Source organism: Streptomyces sp. SA15 (assembly GCF_002291145.1).
Taxonomy (GTDB): domain Bacteria; phylum Actinomycetota; class Actinomycetes; order Streptomycetales; family Streptomycetaceae; genus Streptomyces.
Genome location: NZ_NTGE01000016.1, coordinates 1 through 17,940 on the forward strand (window position 1 = coordinate 1; position 17,940 = coordinate 17,940).

Below are 17,940 nucleotides of genomic sequence, written 5' to 3' on the forward strand. Positions count from 1 at the left end.
CACCTCGGCGAGGGAACGGCCGGTGGCGGCCGTCTCCGCGGCGGCCCGGCTCACCAGGTCCTTGGCGGCGGCCTTGCCCAGGACGGGTGCGAGCACGGCCGCGAGCCGCTCGGCGACGATCAGGCCGCCGGTCAGCTCGAGGTTCGCGCGCATCCGCCCGGGTGCCACCTCCAGACCGGCCAGCAGCTCGCGCGCGGTGTGCGCGGCGCCGCCGGCCAGCCGCAGGCACTCGCGCAGCGGCTGCCACTCGGCGTGCCAGGCCCCCGCCGAGCGCTCGTCCTCCGAGAGCATGGCCTGCGCCAGTACACCGGCGTACGCGGGCACCTGCAGGGCGGCCGACCGGATCAGCGTGGCCAGCGCGGGGTTGCGCTTCTGCGGCATCGCCGAGGAGACTCCACGGCCCGCCGCGGCCGGCTCGGCCACCTCGGCGGTCTCGGTGCGGGCCAGCGACTGCACGTCCACGGCGATCTTCCCCAGCGCCCCGGTGACCAGGGCGAGTTCGGCGGCCAGCGCGGCGACGGGTGCCCGGTGGCTGTGCCAGGGCAGCAGCGGGGCACGCAGGCCCGTCTCCGCGGCGAACCGCTCCGTCAGCCGCCGCGCGTAGTCCTCGGTCACGGGCTCCCCGCAGGCCTCGCGGTGCAGCCGCTCGTAGGCGACGTAGCCCGCGAGCGTCCCCGCGGCGCCGCCCAGTTGCACCGGCAGGCCCTCGGCGCGCAGCCCGCGCAGCCGGTGCGCCGTATCCTCCACCGCCACCAGCCAGCCGGCCGTCTTGAGCCCGAACGTCGTGGGTACGGCGTGCAGGGCCAGCGTGCGCCCCGCCATCAGGGTGTCGGTGTGCGCCTCGGCCAGCGCGCGCAGCGATCCCGCGATGTGGTCCAGGTCGGCGAGGAGCAGGTCCAGGGTCCGTGCCGCCACCAGCATCAGCGCGGTGTCGAAGATGTCCTGGCTGGTCGAACCGCGGTGGACGTGGTCGGCCGCCGCCGGGTCCTTCGCCGCCACCAGGGCGGTGAACGCCTGCACGACGGCCACCACGGGATTGGCCGCACCCCGGCCGCGTACGGCGAGCTCGCGCAGATCCAGCAGGTCCGCGCGGGCCAGTTCGGTGATGGTCCGGGCGGCGTGCGCGGGAACGTTGCCCAGGTGCGCCTGGGCACGGACCAGCGCCGCCTCGGCATCGAGCAGCGCCTGCAGCCAGGCCCGGTCGGAGGTGGCGTCCTCGGCGGGGGTGCCGGCCCGCACCGGGCTGAGCAGTCCGGCGTCGAGGACACCTGGCGCGATGCCCGACCGGGCGTCCGGCCCGGCGTCCGGATCGGGGGATGGAGCCATCTCTGCGCTCACCTCGTCAGCTCTCCGATCATCTCGTTGTCCGCCCGCAGGTCCTGGGCGAGGCCGAGCACGGCACGGGCGATGGCGTCCGAGTCCTGGAGGGTCACCGAGTTCACCCCGGGACGTATGCCGGCCGCGGTCGCCCAGTGCACGGCCTCCGTGGGGACGCCGAACGCGAAGCGGCGCGGGTGTGCGCGGCCCGCGGCGTCGACGAGCCGGAACGGCGCGCCGGTGACGGTGAGTCCGCCCGTCTCGTACGCCGTTCCCTCCGGGTCGCCGACCTCGTACGGACGGCACTGGCCGGCCTCTAGGAGCCCGCGCAGCAACGGGTCGGCGGTGGCGCGCAGGTCGGTCTGCGGGAGCCGGGCCTCGATCAGCGTGGTGGCACGGATCTCGGAGCCGGGCACCGCCGCGGACTCGACCGTGAAGGTGCCGGCCTGCTCGTCCGCCGCCGCCCGCACGTCGGGGCCGAGCACCTGGAGCACCCCGGCTTCGATCAGCGCGATCGCCTCCTCGATGCGCCGGGCGGGCGGGCCGATGGACAGGAAGGCGTTCAACGGCGTGTACCAGCCGTCCAGGTCCCGCCGGTGCGAGCGGCCGGTGAGTCCGCCGTGGTCGAGGACCAGCCGCAGTTCGTTGCGCAGGTCCCGCAGGACATCGAGCGCCGCCTTGAGAGGGCCGTCCACGTTGCCGGCGCGCGCCGCCCGCAGGTCCTCGCGCAGATGGTCGAGCAGCCAGCCCTCGAAGTCCTCCGGTGAGGAGAAGACCCGCCCCGCGTACGGCCGGGCGATGCGGTTCCAGTCCCAGCGCTCGGCCGCGGCGACACCGAACTCGTCGAGCACGTCCCGCTCCCGCGGGCTGCCCGGCGGTGCGGCGAGGTAGCCGTCCCGCAGCCGCCGCGCGTCCCCGGCTTGGCCGGCGGCTGTGAGCAGCGCGGTGTAGTAGACCGTCTCGACCTCCTTGGCGACCAGTGGCCACACGGTCTCGCGGAAGTCGATCCCGCCGCGCTGCCGGGACCGCTCCCGCAGCTCCTCGATCACTTCGTCGGTCAGGACGGCGGGTTCGTGGCGCCCGTGCGCGCCCTTCTGGTTCTCGCCCCGCGAGTGGAAGGGAAGGCCCCGGCGGGAACCCGCCACGAGGCGGGGTTCACCTCCGGACGGCAGGTAGACGAGCCCACCGGGCCCACCTCCCCTGCCCGGCCCGCCCGGATGCTCTCGCTCCCGCCGGTCCCGCCGGACGAACCGCCCGCCGCGGCCCAGCGTCAACAGGGCCATGTAGTCGAAGAAGTTCAGGCCGAGCCCCAGCAGGGCGACCGTCTCGCCCGGCCGCGTCCCCGACAGGTCCACGTCCGCGGGGTTGGCGGGCGGGACGTGGCGCAGACCGTGCGTCGCGGCGAAGTCGCCCAGGTCGCGCTGGCGGCGCGAGCGCCGCACCGGCAGATGGCCCTGCGCGAGGACGACGGCGGCCAGACCCTCGAGGAGGGTGCCGTCGTCGAGCCGCACACGCTGGGTGCCGTCCGGCTCGTCGTCGAGGGCCACCGCGCGGGCGCGGTGCACGACGGTCGTCAGCCGGTCCGGCGCCGTCGTCGTGACCCGTTGGAAGACCCATTCGAGGTAGTGGCCGTAGAAGGCCCGGGTCGGGTAGGTGTCGGGGCCGAGCGCGCGGGCCTCGGCCAGCACCCGCTCGTCGTGCCGCCGGCCGTCCATCGGGCCGATGAGTGTCAGGAAGCGCGCCCACTCGTACAGGCTCGGGCCGGGGACGAACGCGCCCTCGATCCGCACACTCTCGTCGGTGAACATCGTGACCTGGGAGGCCACGGTGTTCATCAGCAGGTGTTCGGACTGGTCGGTGCGCCACACCTGACCGGCCCCGGGCGGGCAGGGATCGACCACGTGCACGGTGACCGGCCCGCCGTCCGGGGCCGACGCGGCGCTCGCACACAGTCGTTCCAGGACCGATAGTCCGCGGGGCCCGGCTCCGATCAGGCAGACGTCGAACCGTCGGCTGGTCATAGGCACTCTCTCCACTGGGTCGGAAGTCGTCGTGGGCCCGCGCCGCCGGTCCACGGTGGCGGCGCGTCAGTTCCCCGCGGCCGCGCCGCTCAGGCTCAGGCCGCCCGGGACCCGCGGCGGGATCCGGCCGCGCCCCTGCACACCTCGGAGCAGGGCGGCGGTCAGCTGTGCCCTGCCGGCCGGCCGACGCTCGGGCGGGCCCTGGTCCAGGTCCCGCAGGGCGTCCACGACGGCGCCCAGCTCCGAGGCCACCTCTGTCAGCACGTCCGCGACAGCCGCCGCGTTCGAGCCGATGATGTCGGTCCACAGCTCGACATCGCCCGCGGCGATCCGAGTGGCGTCCCGCAAGCCCTGGCCGGCCAGCTGGAGCTGGGGCTCCTCGCCGTGCAGCAGCCGGCCGGCGAGGAGGCTGGCGACGAGGTGCGGGGTGTGCGAGACAAGAGCCATGGCCCGGTCGTGGCGGACGGGGTCCATCACGACCGGCCGCGCACCGCACAGCTCGGCGAGCATCGTCACCCGGCCCACGGCCCGGCCGTGCGCGGTCCCGGCCGGGGTGAGCACCCAGGGCTTGCCCTCGAAGAGGTCGCCCTGGGCGGCGAGCGGGCCGGACTGCTCCCGGCCCGCCATCGGGTGACCGCCCACGTAGCAGGTCAGGTCGCAGCCGAGCGCCGCCGCCTCCCGCTGCGGCCGTGCCTTGACGCTGGCCACGTCGGTGAAGTCGTGGGCCAGCCCGCGCAGTTGCTGCTCGCGCAGAATCCGGGCGACATGCTGCGGGGGCACGGCGATGACCGCCAGGTCCACGGGTGTGCGGGGCATCCCCACCACGCCCGCGCCCATGTCGGCGGCGGTGTGGGCCGCCTCGGGGTTCTGGTCGAGGAGGTGGGGGGTCAGGCCCCGGCTCCGCAGAGCCAGGGCGATCGACGTGCCGATCAGACCGGTTCCGATCACCGCGGCACTGCGCATCAGCTGCGGCGCCACAGCACGGGGAGGAACTCGGGGTCGCCGTAGTCCGGCAGGCCCTCGGCGGTCCGGCGCACCAGGAAGTCGTGGTTGTACGAGACCGGGGTGCCGTCCGAGCGGCGGAACTCGCGGTAGCGGTTGTCGCCGTCCTGCAGGTGGAAGGAGATGGCGCGGCGCGGCCGGTCGCTGACGTTGGATCCACTGCCGTGGTAAGTGCGGCAGTGGTGGAAGCTGACGTGGCCCTTCGGTATGCGCATGGGTATCTTGCGCACGTCGGTGCCGTTGTACGCGGCGTTCTCCTCCAGCATGTCCTCGAGCTCGGAGCGGTCGCGTTCGGCGAAGTGCAGCGAGGTGGCGTCGTTGGCGGCCGTCTCCTTCCAGCGGTGGCTGCCGTCCACCATCGTGATCGTGCCCATCTCCTCGCCGCAGTCGTGGAAAGGGATGAACGCGGTGAGCATTCGCTCGGAGGTGGACGTGGCCCAGTAGTGCCGGTCGAAGTGCCAGGGGACGATGTTCGACTGTTCCCCGGCCACCGGGGGCTTGTAGATCAGGGTGGACTGGAACACCCGGATCTCCTCGGCCTCGGCCAGGCGCGCGGCCACCGCGCCGAGCAGCGGCTTGCGCAGGATCCGGCCGATGGTGTCGTCCTCGTAGTGGATGTAGTCGTTGTGGCGCTGTACTTGTCCGTGCTCGGGCTCCCAGTAGGCCAGCTTGGGCGGTCGCACCGGCAGGGTGCGGTCGCGGTGGCCGGCGTAGAAGCGCTCGCTGGCCGACTCCAGGAGGTCGACCTCCTCGTCGGTGAAGAGCTTCTTCGACAGATACCAGCCGTGCTCGGCGTAATGGGCGACGTCTTCGTCGGAGGGAAGGAGCGCACGCTCCTCGTCGGTCAGGGCGAACAGGGCAGAGTCCTGAACAGTCACTGGTCTTCCTCGGGTACGACGGTTACGGGCGGTTCGGATACGGAACGCCGCGCGCGGCGCCGGCCGCGGCACAGCTCGGGACGCGGCGCGGGTTCCGGTGCGCGGCGTGGATCGCGGACGCGAGTCACGAGTTGCGGCACGCGCCACGGGTGCGGACGCGAGTCGCGAGTTGGGGCGCGGACCACGGCTGCGGACACGATTCACGAGTTGCGGCGCGGACCACGGCTGCGGACACGATTCACGAGTTGCGGCGCGAACCACGGCTGCGGACGGAGTCACGAGTTACGGCACCCACTACGGGTGCGGACACGATTCACGAGGCACGCGCCACGGGTGCGGCGCGAGACACGGATTGCGGCACACGCCACGCGATGCGGACACAGGACACGGGCTGCGGAACACGCCACGCGATACGGACGCGAGTCGCGAGTCGCGGCACACGGACGCGGGACACGGACCCCCGCACACGCCGCGCGAAGCGTACGCGGACGCGGACGCGGTCAGGCCATCGCCTTCTCTCGGGCCACGGCCTCGTAGAGGGCCTTGATGTTGCCGCTGCCGAACGTGCGGGCCCCGTGGCGGTCGATGACCTCCCAGAAGAAGGTCTTCCGTACGTGCATGGACTGGGTGAAGATCTGGAAGACCTGGCCCCAGTGGTCCTGATCGACGAGGACGTTGGTGCGCCGCAGGTCCTCGATGCCCAGCTCGGGGCGGCCCAGGCGCTCGATCAGCTCGTCGTAGTAGGTGTCGGGGGTCTCGAGGAACTTCACGCCGCGGGCCTCCATGGCCGGCACGGTGGCGACGATGTCGTCGGTGAGCAGGGCGAGGTGCTGCACGCCGGCACCGCCGTGGCGGGCCAGGAAGCCGTCGATCTGGCCGGGGCGGCGGTCGGTCACCGGCTCGATCAGCGTGAAGGTGACCTTGCCGGACGGGCTCTGCACCACCTTGGAGTCCATGGCCTGGTCGCCGACCTCGATGAACTCCTCGAAGATCTGGCCGAAGCCGAAGACCTTCTCGTAGAAGGCGACCGTCGACCCCAGCTCACCCGCGGGCAGACAGATCGCCGCGTGGTCCACGGTGTGCAGCAACTGCTCGCTGACGTCGGGGTCGTCGGCGAAGATGTCCATCACGCCGGGCAGGAAGTCCTCCCGGCCTCCGGTGCGCTGTACGAACCGGTGGGCGACGTCGCCGAAGCCGAGCACCGAGGCGGTGACGACCTCGGTTCCGCACCGGCTGTGCACCGCGGGCTGCTCGACGGGCGTGGCACCCCGTTCGACCGCCGTCGCGAACGCCTGAGCGGCGTCGGTGACCTCGAAGGCGATGTTGGCCACGCCGTCGCCGTGCCGGGCGACGTACCCGGCCGCGCGGTCCTCGATGGTCAGCGGGGAGGTGAGCACGATGTCGACGCCGCCCTGGCTCAGCAGCAGGGACCGCCGGTCGCGCAGGCCGGTTTCGGGACCCGCCTGGCCCCGCACGCGGAATCCGAACGCGGTGCAGAGGTAGAACGCCGACTGCTGGGCGTCGCCGACATAGAACTCGATGTGGTCCACGGCTCCGATGTTCACGGGTGTTGCCCTCTCTTCATCGTCATCGTCTTCGTCGTCTTCGTCTTGGGCTTCGTCGGCTTCGTCTTAGGCTTCGTCGGCCTCGTCGGCTTCATCGCTGCGCGCGGGTGCCGGCCGTACCGAACAGCAGGCTGACGTTGTGGCCGCCGAAGGCGAACGAGTTGGAAATGGCGGCCTCGGTCCGCTGCCGCCTGGCCGCGCCTCGTACGTGGTCCAGGTCGCAGGCCGGGTCCACCTCGTCGAGGTTGTGGGTCGGCGGCAGGGTGCCCCGGGCGATCGCGAGGGCGCAGACGGCCGCCTCCACCGCACCGGATCCGCCCAGCAGGTGACCGGTCATCGACTTGGTGCTGCTGACGGCCGGTGACCGGTCCCCGAACACCGCCCGGATCGCCCGGGTCTCGGCTACGTCGCCCAGCTTGGTCGCCGTGCCGTGCGCGTTGATGTAGCCGACCTCGTCGGGTGCGATCCCGGCCGTCGCGAGCGCGCCCCGCATGCTCTGCGCGGCGCCCTCGCCGTCGGGGCGGGGTGCCGTGGGACGGTGCGCGTCGGTCGTGCCGCCCCAGCCGAGGATGTCGGCATAGCCCGCGGCGCCCCGCGCGTCGGCGTGCGCCACGCGTTCGACGACCAGCACACCCGCGCCCTCCGCCAGAACGAACCCGTTGCGGCGGCGGTCGAAGGGGCGGCTGGCCGCCTCCGGGTCCTCCCAGCCGTTCGCCAGCGCCCGGGCATGCGAGAACGCCAGCGCGGAGGTCGGGTTGAGGGGCGCCTCGGCGCCGCCGCACACGACCACGTCGGCCTCGCCGTACCGGATCAGCCGCGCGGCCTCCGCCACCGCGTGGGCACCGGCGGCGCAAGCGGTGGACACGGCCGAACTCCAGCCGCGGATGCCGTGCTTGATGGCGATCCTGGCCGCCGCCATGTTCGGCAGCATGCCGGGCAGCAGATAGGGGCTGACCGCGGTCGGGCCGCGCTGCACGCGCGCGTGGGCCTGCTCCTCGTACGTGGTCAGGCCGCCCGCTCCGCTGGAGACGATCACTGCGACCCGGTGCGGGTCGACGTCGCGGCCCACGACGAGGCCCGCGTCGGCCAGCGCGTCGTCGGCGGCGGCCAGCGCCATCAGGGCGAAGCGGTCGACGAGCCTTCCTTCGCTGGGCGGCAGCACCTCGCTCGCCTGAAGGTCGGGAGCGATGCCGGCCGTGCCCACGGTGCCGTCGAGCAGGTGCCCGGCCGGTGGCCTGCGCAGCCCGGACTTGCCGTGGCAGAGCGCGTCGAAGGTGTCCGCGGCACCGCGGCCGAGCGGGGTGAAGGTGCCGAGCCCCGTGACGACGGCGTTCGACTGCGCGTCGCGTGCGGTCATGCCGCCACCTGCCGGGCCGAGGACTCCTTGCCGAGCAGTTCCCCGTCGAGGAACCGCTTGCGCAGCAGGAACTTGCGCACCTTGCCGGTCGCGCCGAGCGGGATGCGGTCCGGGCTGACCACCACCACGCGCTCGACGGTGCGGGCCACGTGGGGTTCGAGTGCGGCGAGCACCTCGGCCGTGCGGTCGGCGTCCTGGTCGGCCCGCGGGTCGAGCATGAGCAGGACCGAGGTGACGACCCGGCCCTCGTCGGTGGGGACGGCGACGACCGTGCACTCCAGTACGTCGGCGCAGTCGGCGAGGACCCTCTCCTCGCAGAGCATGGTGTAGAGCTTGTGGCCGTCGCCGAGGTCCACGGCGTCGACCGCGCGGTCGACGTGGTAGTAGTAGCCGTCCTCGTCGCGGTAGACGAGGTCGCCGGTGAGGAAGTAGCCGTCCCGGCGAGTGCGGTAGGTCGTCACCGAGTCGTTCCAGTAACCCAGCGACAGGGTGGGCGCGTTGATGGCGAGCTGGCCCACCTGGCCGGTGCCCAGCTTCTCGCCGTCGTCGTCGACGACCGCCACGTCCGAGAAGGCGTGCGGCTTGCCTATGCACCGCCCGTAGCGCTTGGTGTCGGGGGTGTGGGTGATGAAGAACTGGGAGTGACCCATCTCCGAGGAACCCAGACCGTCCACGAAGAACGAACCGGGGCGGTGGACACGCCCCTGGGCGGTGACGGACTCCCGGCTGCCCACGGCGATGAGCTTGCGTATGTGCGCCTCGTGCGCGCAGTCCCCCGTGTTCCACCAGATGCGCACGGAGTCAAGGTCGCGCGTCGACAGGTCCTCGCCGGCCAGTTCCGACCAGGTGGCGGCGAACCCGAGGACGCTCTGCGGCTTCCAGGACTCGATCGAGTCCAGCACATGCGTGCCGGACTGCCGGGAGAGTACGGCCAGTTGGGCGCGGTTGGCCAGGGCGAGGTTGACGGCGATGACGGTGGCCGCGTGCGCCGACGGCAGGGCGCCCAGCATCCGGTCCAGGCCCTGTCCCTTGGGCAGGGACAGGCGATGACGGATGGCCGCGAACAGGCTGTGGTGGGAGTGGGTCACGGCCTTGGGCAGGCCGGTGGTGCCGGAGGAGTGGGTGATGACCACGGGCTCGTTCCCGTGGTGCCGGTACGGCCTGGGGGCCGCGGCGGGGTCGCCCTTGCCCAGTTCGGCCGGGTCGGCGAGCAGTTCGGTGGTGTTCCCCGCCGCGGACAGGGCGTCCCAGTGCGGGGTGTCGGCGATGACCCCGACGGCCCGCAGCCGCTTGATGTACTCGGCCGCCTGCTCGGCGGGAACCCGGCCGTTGATCAGCGCCGGTATGGCGCCGAGCCGGGTGAGGGCCAGGTAGCTGAGCACCTGGTCGGCCCCGTCCGTCACCCATACGGCGACCGGGTCCCGGGGCTGGACGCCGAGCGCGTGCAGCGCGGAGGCCCGGGACGCGACGCGCTCCCCCAGTTCGGCCAGGGTCAGGGCGTGCCAGGCCGGGTGGCCGTCCACCTCGGTGTCGAAGGTCAGGGTGGGAGTGTCGAGGCCGGTGCCACGCTCGAGCAGGGTGGTCAGCACGTTGCCGACCCCCAGCCGTGGGTCGGCCGCGAGTTCCGCGCGCTCGTTCTTCGGATTCATTCCCCGGTGTCTCCAATTTCTGGGTCGGACTGGATCGGGCTGGGGTCGGGCGGGAATCGGGCCGAATCTGGCCAATCTGGCCGAATCCGGCTGGAGGGGCCTCGTCCGTACGGCGTGCCCTTCCGCCGTGCCCTCCCGCCCGCCGCCGAGGGCGCGCGGGCGGGGAGGGCGCGCGGGTCAGGCCCGGGTCCGCCGCGGGCTCACTTGGCCGCGGCGGCGGCGGACGCCCGCTCGACGATCTCCTTGACGAGCCCGGAGACGGTGAGGAGGGCGACGGACTCCATCTCGTCCTCCTCGAACTTCACCCCGTAGGTGTCCTCGACCTGGATGGCGATCTCGGCGACGGACAGCGACTCCAGGTCCAGACCCGCCGGGCCCAGCGGGGTGTCGCCGGTGACATCGGAAACGTCGTAGTTCATGTTTTTGAGGGCCTCGATGATGAACTTCTCGACTTCGGCGGACATTTGATTGACTCCCCTTCATGGACTGGCACCCGGGAATGGCCCCGGACACGGTGACGGTGCTGTGGTGCACCACGGACGGGGATGAGCGCCGCACGGCGCGCGCCCTGCTGCTGCGGAGCGCGGCGGACGTGCTCGGCGTCCCGTTGTCCGAGGTCTGGGTGGAACATGAGCCCGGCGGCCGCCCGTTTCTCGGCGGGGCCGGCGAGGCGCTGCGGGTCAGCGTCGCTCACGCTCGGGGGGCACTGGCGGTCGCGCTGACCGGCAGGGCCGCGGTGGGTGTCGATGTGGAGGTGGTCAGGGGGCTGCGTGCCGACGCGCTGGCCCGGGCCTGGCTGCATCCGGCCGAGGCCGCCTGGATCGGCGGGCTGCCCGAGGCGGAACGGTCAGCGGGTTTCCTGTGGCTGTGGACGCAGAAGGAATCGGTCGGAAAGGCGCTCGGTCAGGGCCTGCGCGGCGGGGGCATGAGCCGTCCGGTGCCGGTGCCGGAGCACTGGCCGCCCGGTGCCGACGAGCCCGTGGTGCCGCGTCCGCTGCCCGGCGCTCCGGAGCTCATGTCCGGGGCGGCGCTGGTGGACGGCGGCCGCCTTGTCGTCGGCGTCGCCGTGGACGGGGACGGGGACGGGGACGCGTCGGGTGCCGCCGGCGACGGCGGTGTGCGGGTCCGGGTGCACCGGGTGTCCTGAGTGTCGTGCGCCCGGGGCGGTCACGCCGAGGCCGCGGACTGCGCGGCGGCGCGCAGGATCTCGGCGTTGCGCACCGGCTTTCCGGTGACGGTGCGCGGGATTTCGGGCAGGACGTGCAAGGCGCGTGGTCGCTTGTACGGGGCCAGGCGGGCCGCGAGCGTATCGGCGAGGCCGTCGAGCGCGGCCTGTTCGCTGACGGTCACGAATGCTTCGATGCCGGTGCCGTGCACGACGACGGCGTCGGTGACGCCCGGCAGCGCGGTGATGGATGCCTCGACTTCGGAGAGGTCCACCTTCAGTCCGCCGACGGAGACCTGCGCGTCGAGTCGGCCGTGGACCGTCAGCAGACCCGTGCCCTCGTCGATGCTGCCCGCGTCCTTCGTGCGCAGCCAGCCGTCCACGAAGCGGGTGGGGTCCGTCGGCCCCACGTACGGGGTGGCGGGCAGGCCCAGCAGGATCTGTCCGTCCTCGACGCGGAGCCTCATGCCCGGCGCCGGTGTGAGGCCGGGCGGGTGGGCTCCGGTGAGGTCGGTGGCGATGACGCCGGCCTCGGTCATGCCGTACATCACGCCCAGGTCGGCGCCGTAGCCGCGGGTGAAGCGTTCCCGGACGTCCGCCTTGACGAGTTCGCCGCCGACGATCATCCGGCGCAGCTGGGGCAGCCGAGGCGGGGTCCGGGCGGCGGCGAGGAGGGCGGCCTGGGAGGGGACGCCGAGGAGGGTCGTCGGCTCGTCGCCCGCCGCGACGGCCTTGAGGATGCCGTCGACCGTCTGCATCCCGGGAAGAACCACCTGGCTCCCGGCGGCGAGGCCGTGCAGCAGTCCGCCGACCAGCCCGAGCACGTGGACGATCGAGGCCAGCACCACCGTGCGCTCGCCTCTGCGCGGGAAACCCTCGAGCCGTGCGTACCGGTCCAGTTCCTGAAGGAGGCTGCCGACCGTGCGGCCGATGACTTTGGAGGGGCCGGTCGAGCCGGAGCTCAGCTGCAGCAGGACGTGGGGTGAGCCGCCCGGGCGGCCGCCGCGCAGCGGGGTGATGCGGGTGCGGACGTCGAAGTGTCCGCGCAGTCTGCCGGTGACCTCCTCGACCGGCTCGACGACCAGCTGCGGCGCGAGGCGGGCGATCGCCTTGCCCACCTCGTACGTGGTCAGCCGGTGGTCGAGCAGGGCCACCTGGGCTCCCGCACGCCATCCGGCGAGCATGGCGACGATGCAGCCCAGCGACGGAGGAACCCGTACGGCGAGGGTGCCGCCGGCCTCCAGGCCGGCCGTCTTCAGGCGCTGCTCCTCGTCCGCGACGAGCCGGCGCAGCTCCGCGCGGCTCACAGGTCCGCCCACATGGAGGGCGACGTCCTGTTCGTCGCCCTCCAGTAATATCCGGTCGACCCAGCTGCCGTCGACGCAAACGGGCCTTTTGGGCACCGTTTCCCCCACTGAAATCCCCACCCATCGAAGAATCGTAAATGGCCTGCCGCACCTTTCCCCGAGGCCGGCAGATTCATCGTTGCTCACTACCTTCGAGTAATCAAGTGAACACTGGAACGGTTATGTGAACTCATACTTACCGGTAGCCCTCAGGGTGATACGGTTTTTTGAGCATGGCGAATCCCCCTCCATCCCGGGAAAGGATGAGCGGGCGGTAACCGGAACAGTCGATTTTTTGGCGCTCAGCGAAGAGTGATCCCCGCGGCGTCGAAACAATCGACACGCGGGGCGCCCATCAGCGCCATGACCTCCTCGAACTCATCCGTGAGTGTCCGCAGAACGGCGGCTGCGCCGGCGCTTCCCGAATGTGCGAGTCCCCATAGGACGGGGCGTCCGACAAACACCGCGTCGGCGCCGAGACACAGCGCTCTGGCAATATCGGCGCCGTACCGAATAGCCCCGTCCAGTATCAGTTGACAATGCCCGGACAAGACCTCGGCAATCTCCGGGAGGGCGTCGGCGGCGGATTGTGCGAAATCAAGCTGCCGACCTCCGTGATTCGACACGACAATGCCCTCGACACCGCACTTCAGGGCAAGCTGGGCGTCCTGAGGTGTGAGCACGCCTTTCAGCACGAGCGGAAGCGACGTGCGTTCGCGGAGCCAGGCGAGATCGTCCCAGGTGACGGAGGCGTCGAACTGCTCCCTGGAATGCCGCGCGACGGCGGACCGTCCCGCCGCGGCGCCGTGCGAGGCGGACATGAGGGAAGGATCGATGTTCACCGCCCGGACATCGTCCGGAACGGCGAAGCCGTTGCGGGCGTCCCGAGGGCGGTGGGCGACGCGTGGCGTGTCGACCGTCAGGACCAGCGCCCGGTATCCGGCATCCTCCGCCCGCCGGACCAGTTCGGCCATCGCCTCGCGCCGTCTGAGCCAGTACAACTGCAGCCACAACGGGCCGGTCGCCGCCGCGGCGATGTCCTCCAGGGTGCGGCTGGCGAACATGCTGACCGTGAGGAGCGCGCCGACGGCACCGGCCGCGCGCGCCGTCGCCACCTCGCCCTCGGGATGGGCGAGGCGGTGGTAGGCCATGGGGGCGATGCCCAGCGGTGCGGCCAGGCGTGCCCCCAGCAGCGACGTACCGGGGTCGCAGTCCGAGACGTCGACCAGACACCTCGGCCGCAGCCGGATCCGGTCGAGGGCCTCGCGGCCGGCCGACAGCATCGACTCGGTTCCGCTACCTCCGGCGAGGAAGTCCCACACCGGACGTGGCAGCCGTTCCCGGGCTGCCGCCTCGTAGTCATGGAGCGCCAACGACACCACTGATCAGACCCCCGTCATCGGTCAGTCGTCCGTGCGATGGTCCGCGGGATCAACCATGTCCCAAACTAACCGCACGGGCGTACACTTACTGAACTCTCCCACATGACCGCACGGTCGTCCACATAATCGGGAAAGCAGCCCGCCGCGACGGCACAAGCCCCCGGTGGGAGGCATCGAGGAGGTGTTCCTTGGCAACCACACGCACGGACGCACGGACCGAGCGCGGCAACCAGACCCGGCGGTCGATCCTTCAGCGAGCCGTCAGGATCGCGTCGGTCGAAGGACTGGAGGGACTGTCGCTCGGCCGCCTCGCGGGCGAGCTCAACCTCAGCAAGAGCGGCGTGTTCGCCCTGTTCGGCTCGAAGGAGGAACTCCAGCTCGCCACCGTGCGCGCCGCGATCAAGATCTTCATCGAGCACGTGGTGCAGCCCGCCCGCGACCTGCCGGCCGGTCTCGGCCGGCTGATGTGCCTGTGCCGCAACTGGCTCGCCTACTCGGAGCAGCGCGTCTTCCCGGGCGGCTGCTTCTTCTACTCGGTCTCGGCGGAGTACGACGCGCGCCAGGGCAAGGTGCACGACGCGGTCGCGGGCGCGCACGGCAACTGGTTCATCCTCGTGGAGCAGACCATCGAGGAGGCCATGGAGGTCGGGGAGGTCCTCGGGGACACCGACGCCGCACAGCTCGCCTTCGAACTCGTCGCGCTCCTGGAGATGGCGAACGCCGAGTCCGTACTGCACGACAACTTCACCTGTTACCGCAGGGCGGCCACCGGCATCGCCGGCCGGCTGCGCAGCGTCGCGACGGACCCGTCGCTGCTGCCCGACACCCTTTGACACCGCCCGCGGCCAACCGGGCCGCGGACCATGGGCCGGAGGCATCATGCCGTTTGATCCCCAGTTGCAGGCTCTGTACGACGCGCGCGCGGCGCAGGGCGTCCGCCCCCTGTACGCCATGACGCTCGCCGAGGCGCGAGCGGCCGATCTGGCCGCCATCCGGGCCGGCGCGGGCACGCCCGAGCCGGTGGAGCAGGTGTTCGACACCTCGATCCCCGGCCCGGCCGGGCCGCTGCCCGTCCGCGTCTACCGGCCGTCGGGCGAGGGCCCGCTGCCGGTGCTCGTCTACTTCTTCGGCGGCGGCTGGACGCTGGGTTCCCTGGACACCGGCGACGGGGTCTGCCGCAGCCTGGCCAACGCCGCCGGCTGTCTCACCGTCGCCGTCGGCTACCGCCTCGCTCCCGAGCACCCGTTCCCCGCCGCGCCCGAGGACTGCTTCGCGGGCGTACGGTGGGCCGCCGCGCACGCCGGCCGGTTCGGCGGCGACCCGGACCGGCTGGCGGTCGGCGGCGACAGCGCAGGGGGCAACCTCGCCGCCGCCGTGACCCTCATGGCCCGCGACCGGGGCGGCCCGGACCTCCTGGCCCAGTTGCTCGTCTACCCGAACACCGACTACCTGGCGGACACCCCGTCCCGCCGTGAGAACACCGACCCGCTGCTCTTCAACGACAAGTCGGTGCACTGGTACTGGGACAACTACCTGGCCGACCCCGAGGACGGCACGCACCCCCTCGCCTCCCCGCTGCGCGCCCCCGACCACTCCGGTCTGCCGCCGGCGCTGGTGATCACCGCCGAGTACGACCCGCTGCGGGACGAGGGCGAGCGCTACGCCGAGCGGCTGCGGGACAGCGGCGTGCCCGTGGAGTCGACCCGCTACCCGGGCATGGCCCACGGCTTCTTCACCATGGCCGGAACGCTCGACGCGGCCCGCCGCGCCGTGGAGCAGGCCGCCGGTCATCTGCGCACCACCTTCGCCGACGCCGTGACGAAAGGCTGACCGTGGCCGACACTCCCTCGCCCCTGGCCCGCACCACCGCACCCGTGGCCCACACCACGGCATCCGTGGCCGACACCACCGCCGCCGCGGCGCAGCCGCACGCGCTCGCCCTCACCGACCTGCACGCCTCGCTCACCGATCCGGTCCTCGACGCGATGAACTTCCTGAACGAAGTCGTCGCGCGCTTCCCCGAGGCGCTCTCCTTCGCGCCCGGCAGGCCGTCCGAGGGCACCTTCGAGACGGAGGACCTGGCACGGTACCTGCGGATCTACACCGACCACCTGGAGCAGGTGCTCGACTGGCCGAGGGACCGGGTGCGGACCCAGCTCTTCCAGTACGGGCGCACCAACGGCATCATCCACGAGCTCATCGCGCGCACCCTGGCCAACGACGAGGGCATCCACGTGAGTCCCGAGGCGGTGGTGGTGACGACCGGCTGCCAGGAGGCGATGCTGCTCACCCTGCGGGCCCTGTTCGCCCGGCCCGAGGACACCCTGCTCGTCAGCTCGCCCTGCTACGTCGGGGTCACCGGCGCGGCCCGGCTGCTGGACATCGCGATCCAGCCGGTCCGGGAGGGCGCCGAAGGACCGGACCCCGACGCGGTCCTGGCCGCCGTACGCCGCACCCGGCGGGCGGGCGGGCGACCCCGTGCCCTGTATGTGGTGCCGGACTTCGCCAACCCGTCGGGCGCGAGCATGACCGTCGACGCGCGCGAACGGCTCCTGCGGATCGCGGCGGAGGAGGACCTGCTGATCCTGGAGGACGATCCCTACGGCTTCTTCGTCCGCGCCGGCGCCGCCCGGCCCACGATGAAGTCGCTGGACACCGAGCGCCGGGTGCTCCACCTCGGCTCGTTCGCCAAGACCGCGCTGCCCGGCGCCCGCGTCGGGTACGTCGTGGCCGACCAGGAGGTCATCGGGACCGCGGGCCGGCGGTCCCTGCTCGCCGACGAACTGTCCAAGATCAAGAGCATGACGACGGTCAACACCTCGGCCATCGGCCAGGCCGTGGTCGGCGGACTGCTCATCGAGTCCGGCTGCCGGCTGCGTGAGGCCAACGCCAGGGCCATCGCCCACTACCGCACCAACCTGAACACCCTGCTGGGCGAGCTGGAGCGGCACTTCCCCGCCGAGCGGCGGCGGGCGCTGGGCGTCCGCTGGAACGAGCCGACGGGCGGCTTCTTCCTCGTCGTCGACGTCCCGTTCGTGGCCGACACCAAGGCGCTCGAACACTCGGCACGGAACTTCGGCGTGCTGTGGACACCGATGAGCGACTTCTACCTCGACGGCGGCGGTGAGCACCAACTCCGGCTGTCATGCAGCTCCTTGACGCCCAATCAGATCGTCGAGGGCGTGGCCGGGCTGGCCCGGTTCATCGAGGCACAGGCGACCGAAGCCGACCCACACCACTAAAACTATACGCACGATCGTGCTAATGTTTTCGTCAGGACACCCACCGCAAGAAGGGACCCGCGTGGATATCCGGAAACTCGACCGGACGGCTGTGCTGGAGACCGTACGGATCCTGCAGCAGGTGGCTGACGAGGACTGGCACCTGCCCACCCCGTGCGCCGGCTGGACGCTGCACCAGCTGGTGTCCCACATGGCGGGCCAGCACCACGGCTTCGCCGCGGCCGCCGCCGGAGGCGGCGGTGACCTCGCCGTATGGCAGCCGAGCGCACTCGGCGACGATCCGGTGAAGACGTACCGCACGGCGGCCTGGGCCGCCATCGACGCCTTCGCCGAACCGGGCGTGCTCACCCGGGAGTTCACCCTCCCCGAGATCAGCACCAGTATCCGCTTCCCCGCCTCGGTCGCGATCGGTTTCCACTTCCTGGACTACGTCGTCCACGGCTGGGACGTGGCCCGGACGCTCGGCGTGGAACTGGACCTGGACGGGGAGACGACCGAGGCCGCGCTGGTGTTCGCCCTCCGGGTGCCGGACGACGAACGCCGGCACGGCCCCGACCCGTTGTTCCGTCCCGCCCTGCCGACGTCGCCGGGCGCGGACCCGCTCGATCTGGTCCTGACCTCGCTCGGCCGGTCCCCCGGCTGGTCCGCTCCGGCCACCCGCTGACCACCGGCCCGACCCACCGACAGGCCCGACCCTCCGACAGGCCCGACACGCCACAGGGAGACACCCTTGCTCACCGAACTCCGCACGCATGTCGCACGGCGCCTGAACCTGCCGCAGGAGGAGGTGTTCGCCGGGCAGCCGCTGTCCGCCGTCCTCGCCGCCTCACCGACCGCCATCAACTCCATCGACCTGCTGGACGCGTTCGCGGGCGCGCTCGCCGACGTCGGCGTCGACGAGGACGTCGAACTGCCGACGATGACCCTCGACCACACCGCCGAAGAGGTCGTCACGGCCCTGGGCAAGCAGCTCGCCGCCACCTCCTCCTGAACGTCACCACCTCCTCGAACGGAAG

General features: G+C 72.1%; 16 protein-coding genes. 6 read left to right on the forward strand and 10 right to left on the reverse strand.

Annotated elements, in window-relative coordinates:
- The 8 genes from CLM62_RS02375 to CLM62_RS02410 all read right to left on the reverse strand — a co-directional run.
- Nucleotides 1-1,326, reverse strand: a 1,326-nt coding sequence (locus CLM62_RS02375) for a lyase family protein (RefSeq protein ID WP_107483749.1), incomplete at its 3' end; no start/stop codon positions are given.
- 8 nt (nt 1,327-1,334) lie between these two features.
- The gene (locus CLM62_RS02380) at nt 1,335-3,338 is read right to left on the reverse strand and encodes an FAD/NAD(P)-binding protein (RefSeq protein ID WP_095748205.1); all 2,004 of its coding nucleotides are present in this window, start codon (nt 3,336-3,338) and stop codon (nt 1,335-1,337) included.
- Between the two features lie 66 nt (nt 3,339-3,404).
- Nucleotides 3,405-4,301, reverse strand: a complete 897-nt coding sequence (locus tag CLM62_RS02385) for a prephenate dehydrogenase (protein ID WP_095748258.1) — start codon at nt 4,299-4,301, stop codon at nt 3,405-3,407.
- The gene (locus CLM62_RS02390; RefSeq protein WP_218835536.1) at nt 4,301-5,218 is read right to left on the reverse strand and encodes a phytanoyl-CoA dioxygenase family protein; all 918 of its coding nucleotides are present in this window, start codon (nt 5,216-5,218) and stop codon (nt 4,301-4,303) included. The genes CLM62_RS02385 and CLM62_RS02390 overlap by 1 nt, the downstream gene beginning before the upstream one ends.
- Before the next feature lie 500 nt (nt 5,219-5,718).
- Nucleotides 5,719-6,783: a 4-hydroxyphenylpyruvate dioxygenase gene (gene hppD, locus CLM62_RS02395; protein WP_095748206.1), complete on the reverse strand. Its 1,065-nt coding sequence runs from the start codon at nt 6,781-6,783 to the stop codon at nt 5,719-5,721.
- A 91-nt stretch (nt 6,784-6,874) separates the two neighbouring features.
- Entirely contained in the window at nt 6,875-8,140 is a 1,266-nt protein-coding gene (locus CLM62_RS02400; RefSeq protein ID WP_095748207.1) for a beta-ketoacyl synthase, read from the reverse strand.
- Nucleotides 8,137-9,789, reverse strand: a complete 1,653-nt coding sequence (locus tag CLM62_RS02405; RefSeq protein WP_095748208.1) for a class I adenylate-forming enzyme family protein — start codon at nt 9,787-9,789, stop codon at nt 8,137-8,139. Before CLM62_RS02405 ends, CLM62_RS02400 begins: the two co-directional genes overlap by 4 nt.
- 200 nt (nt 9,790-9,989) lie before the next feature.
- Complete coding sequence (locus tag CLM62_RS02410) at nt 9,990-10,253, reverse strand: phosphopantetheine-binding protein (RefSeq protein WP_095748209.1); 264 nt, start codon at nt 10,251-10,253, stop codon at nt 9,990-9,992.
- A gap of 17 nt (nt 10,254-10,270) precedes the next feature.
- On the opposite strand from CLM62_RS02410, the gene CLM62_RS02415 reads away from it, so the two are divergent.
- Nucleotides 10,271-10,936, forward strand: coding sequence for a 4'-phosphopantetheinyl transferase superfamily protein (locus tag CLM62_RS02415; protein WP_095748210.1), 666 nt, complete (start codon nt 10,271-10,273; stop codon nt 10,934-10,936).
- Between the two features lie 20 nt (nt 10,937-10,956).
- On the opposite strand, the gene CLM62_RS02420 is transcribed toward CLM62_RS02415, so the two are convergent.
- Nucleotides 10,957-12,357 (reverse strand): fatty acid--CoA ligase family protein, encoded by a 1,401-nt coding sequence (locus tag CLM62_RS02420; protein ID WP_257003623.1) that lies wholly within the window; start codon nt 12,355-12,357, stop codon nt 10,957-10,959.
- Between the two features lie 245 nt (nt 12,358-12,602).
- On the reverse strand, nt 12,603-13,679 hold the full coding sequence (locus tag CLM62_RS02425; RefSeq protein WP_257003624.1) for an alpha-hydroxy acid oxidase: 1,077 nt from the start codon (nt 13,677-13,679) through the stop codon (nt 12,603-12,605).
- Nucleotides 13,680-13,870: 191 nt separating this feature from the next.
- On the opposite strand from CLM62_RS02425, the gene CLM62_RS02430 reads away from it, so the two are divergent.
- From CLM62_RS02430 to CLM62_RS02450, 5 genes are all read left to right on the forward strand, one after another.
- Nucleotides 13,871-14,515 carry a TetR/AcrR family transcriptional regulator gene (locus CLM62_RS02430; protein ID WP_095748212.1) on the forward strand — a complete coding sequence of 215 codons (645 nt, stop codon included), beginning with the start codon at nt 13,871-13,873 and terminating at the stop codon, nt 14,513-14,515.
- 46 nt (nt 14,516-14,561) lie between these two features.
- Nucleotides 14,562-15,512 carry an alpha/beta hydrolase gene (locus CLM62_RS02435; protein WP_095748213.1) on the forward strand — a complete coding sequence of 317 codons (951 nt, stop codon included), beginning with the start codon at nt 14,562-14,564 and terminating at the stop codon, nt 15,510-15,512.
- 2 nt (nt 15,513-15,514) lie between these two features.
- Nucleotides 15,515-16,924: a PLP-dependent aminotransferase family protein gene (locus CLM62_RS02440; protein WP_095748214.1), complete on the forward strand. Its 1,410-nt coding sequence runs from the start codon at nt 15,515-15,517 to the stop codon at nt 16,922-16,924.
- A 61-nt stretch (nt 16,925-16,985) separates the two neighbouring features.
- On the forward strand, nt 16,986-17,588 hold the full coding sequence (locus CLM62_RS02445) for a TIGR03086 family metal-binding protein (protein WP_257003625.1): 603 nt from the start codon (nt 16,986-16,988) through the stop codon (nt 17,586-17,588).
- Between the two features lie 66 nt (nt 17,589-17,654).
- Nucleotides 17,655-17,915: a hypothetical protein gene (locus tag CLM62_RS02450; RefSeq protein WP_095748216.1), complete on the forward strand. Its 261-nt coding sequence runs from the start codon at nt 17,655-17,657 to the stop codon at nt 17,913-17,915.
- The last annotated feature ends 25 nt before the right edge of the window (nt 17,916-17,940 follow it).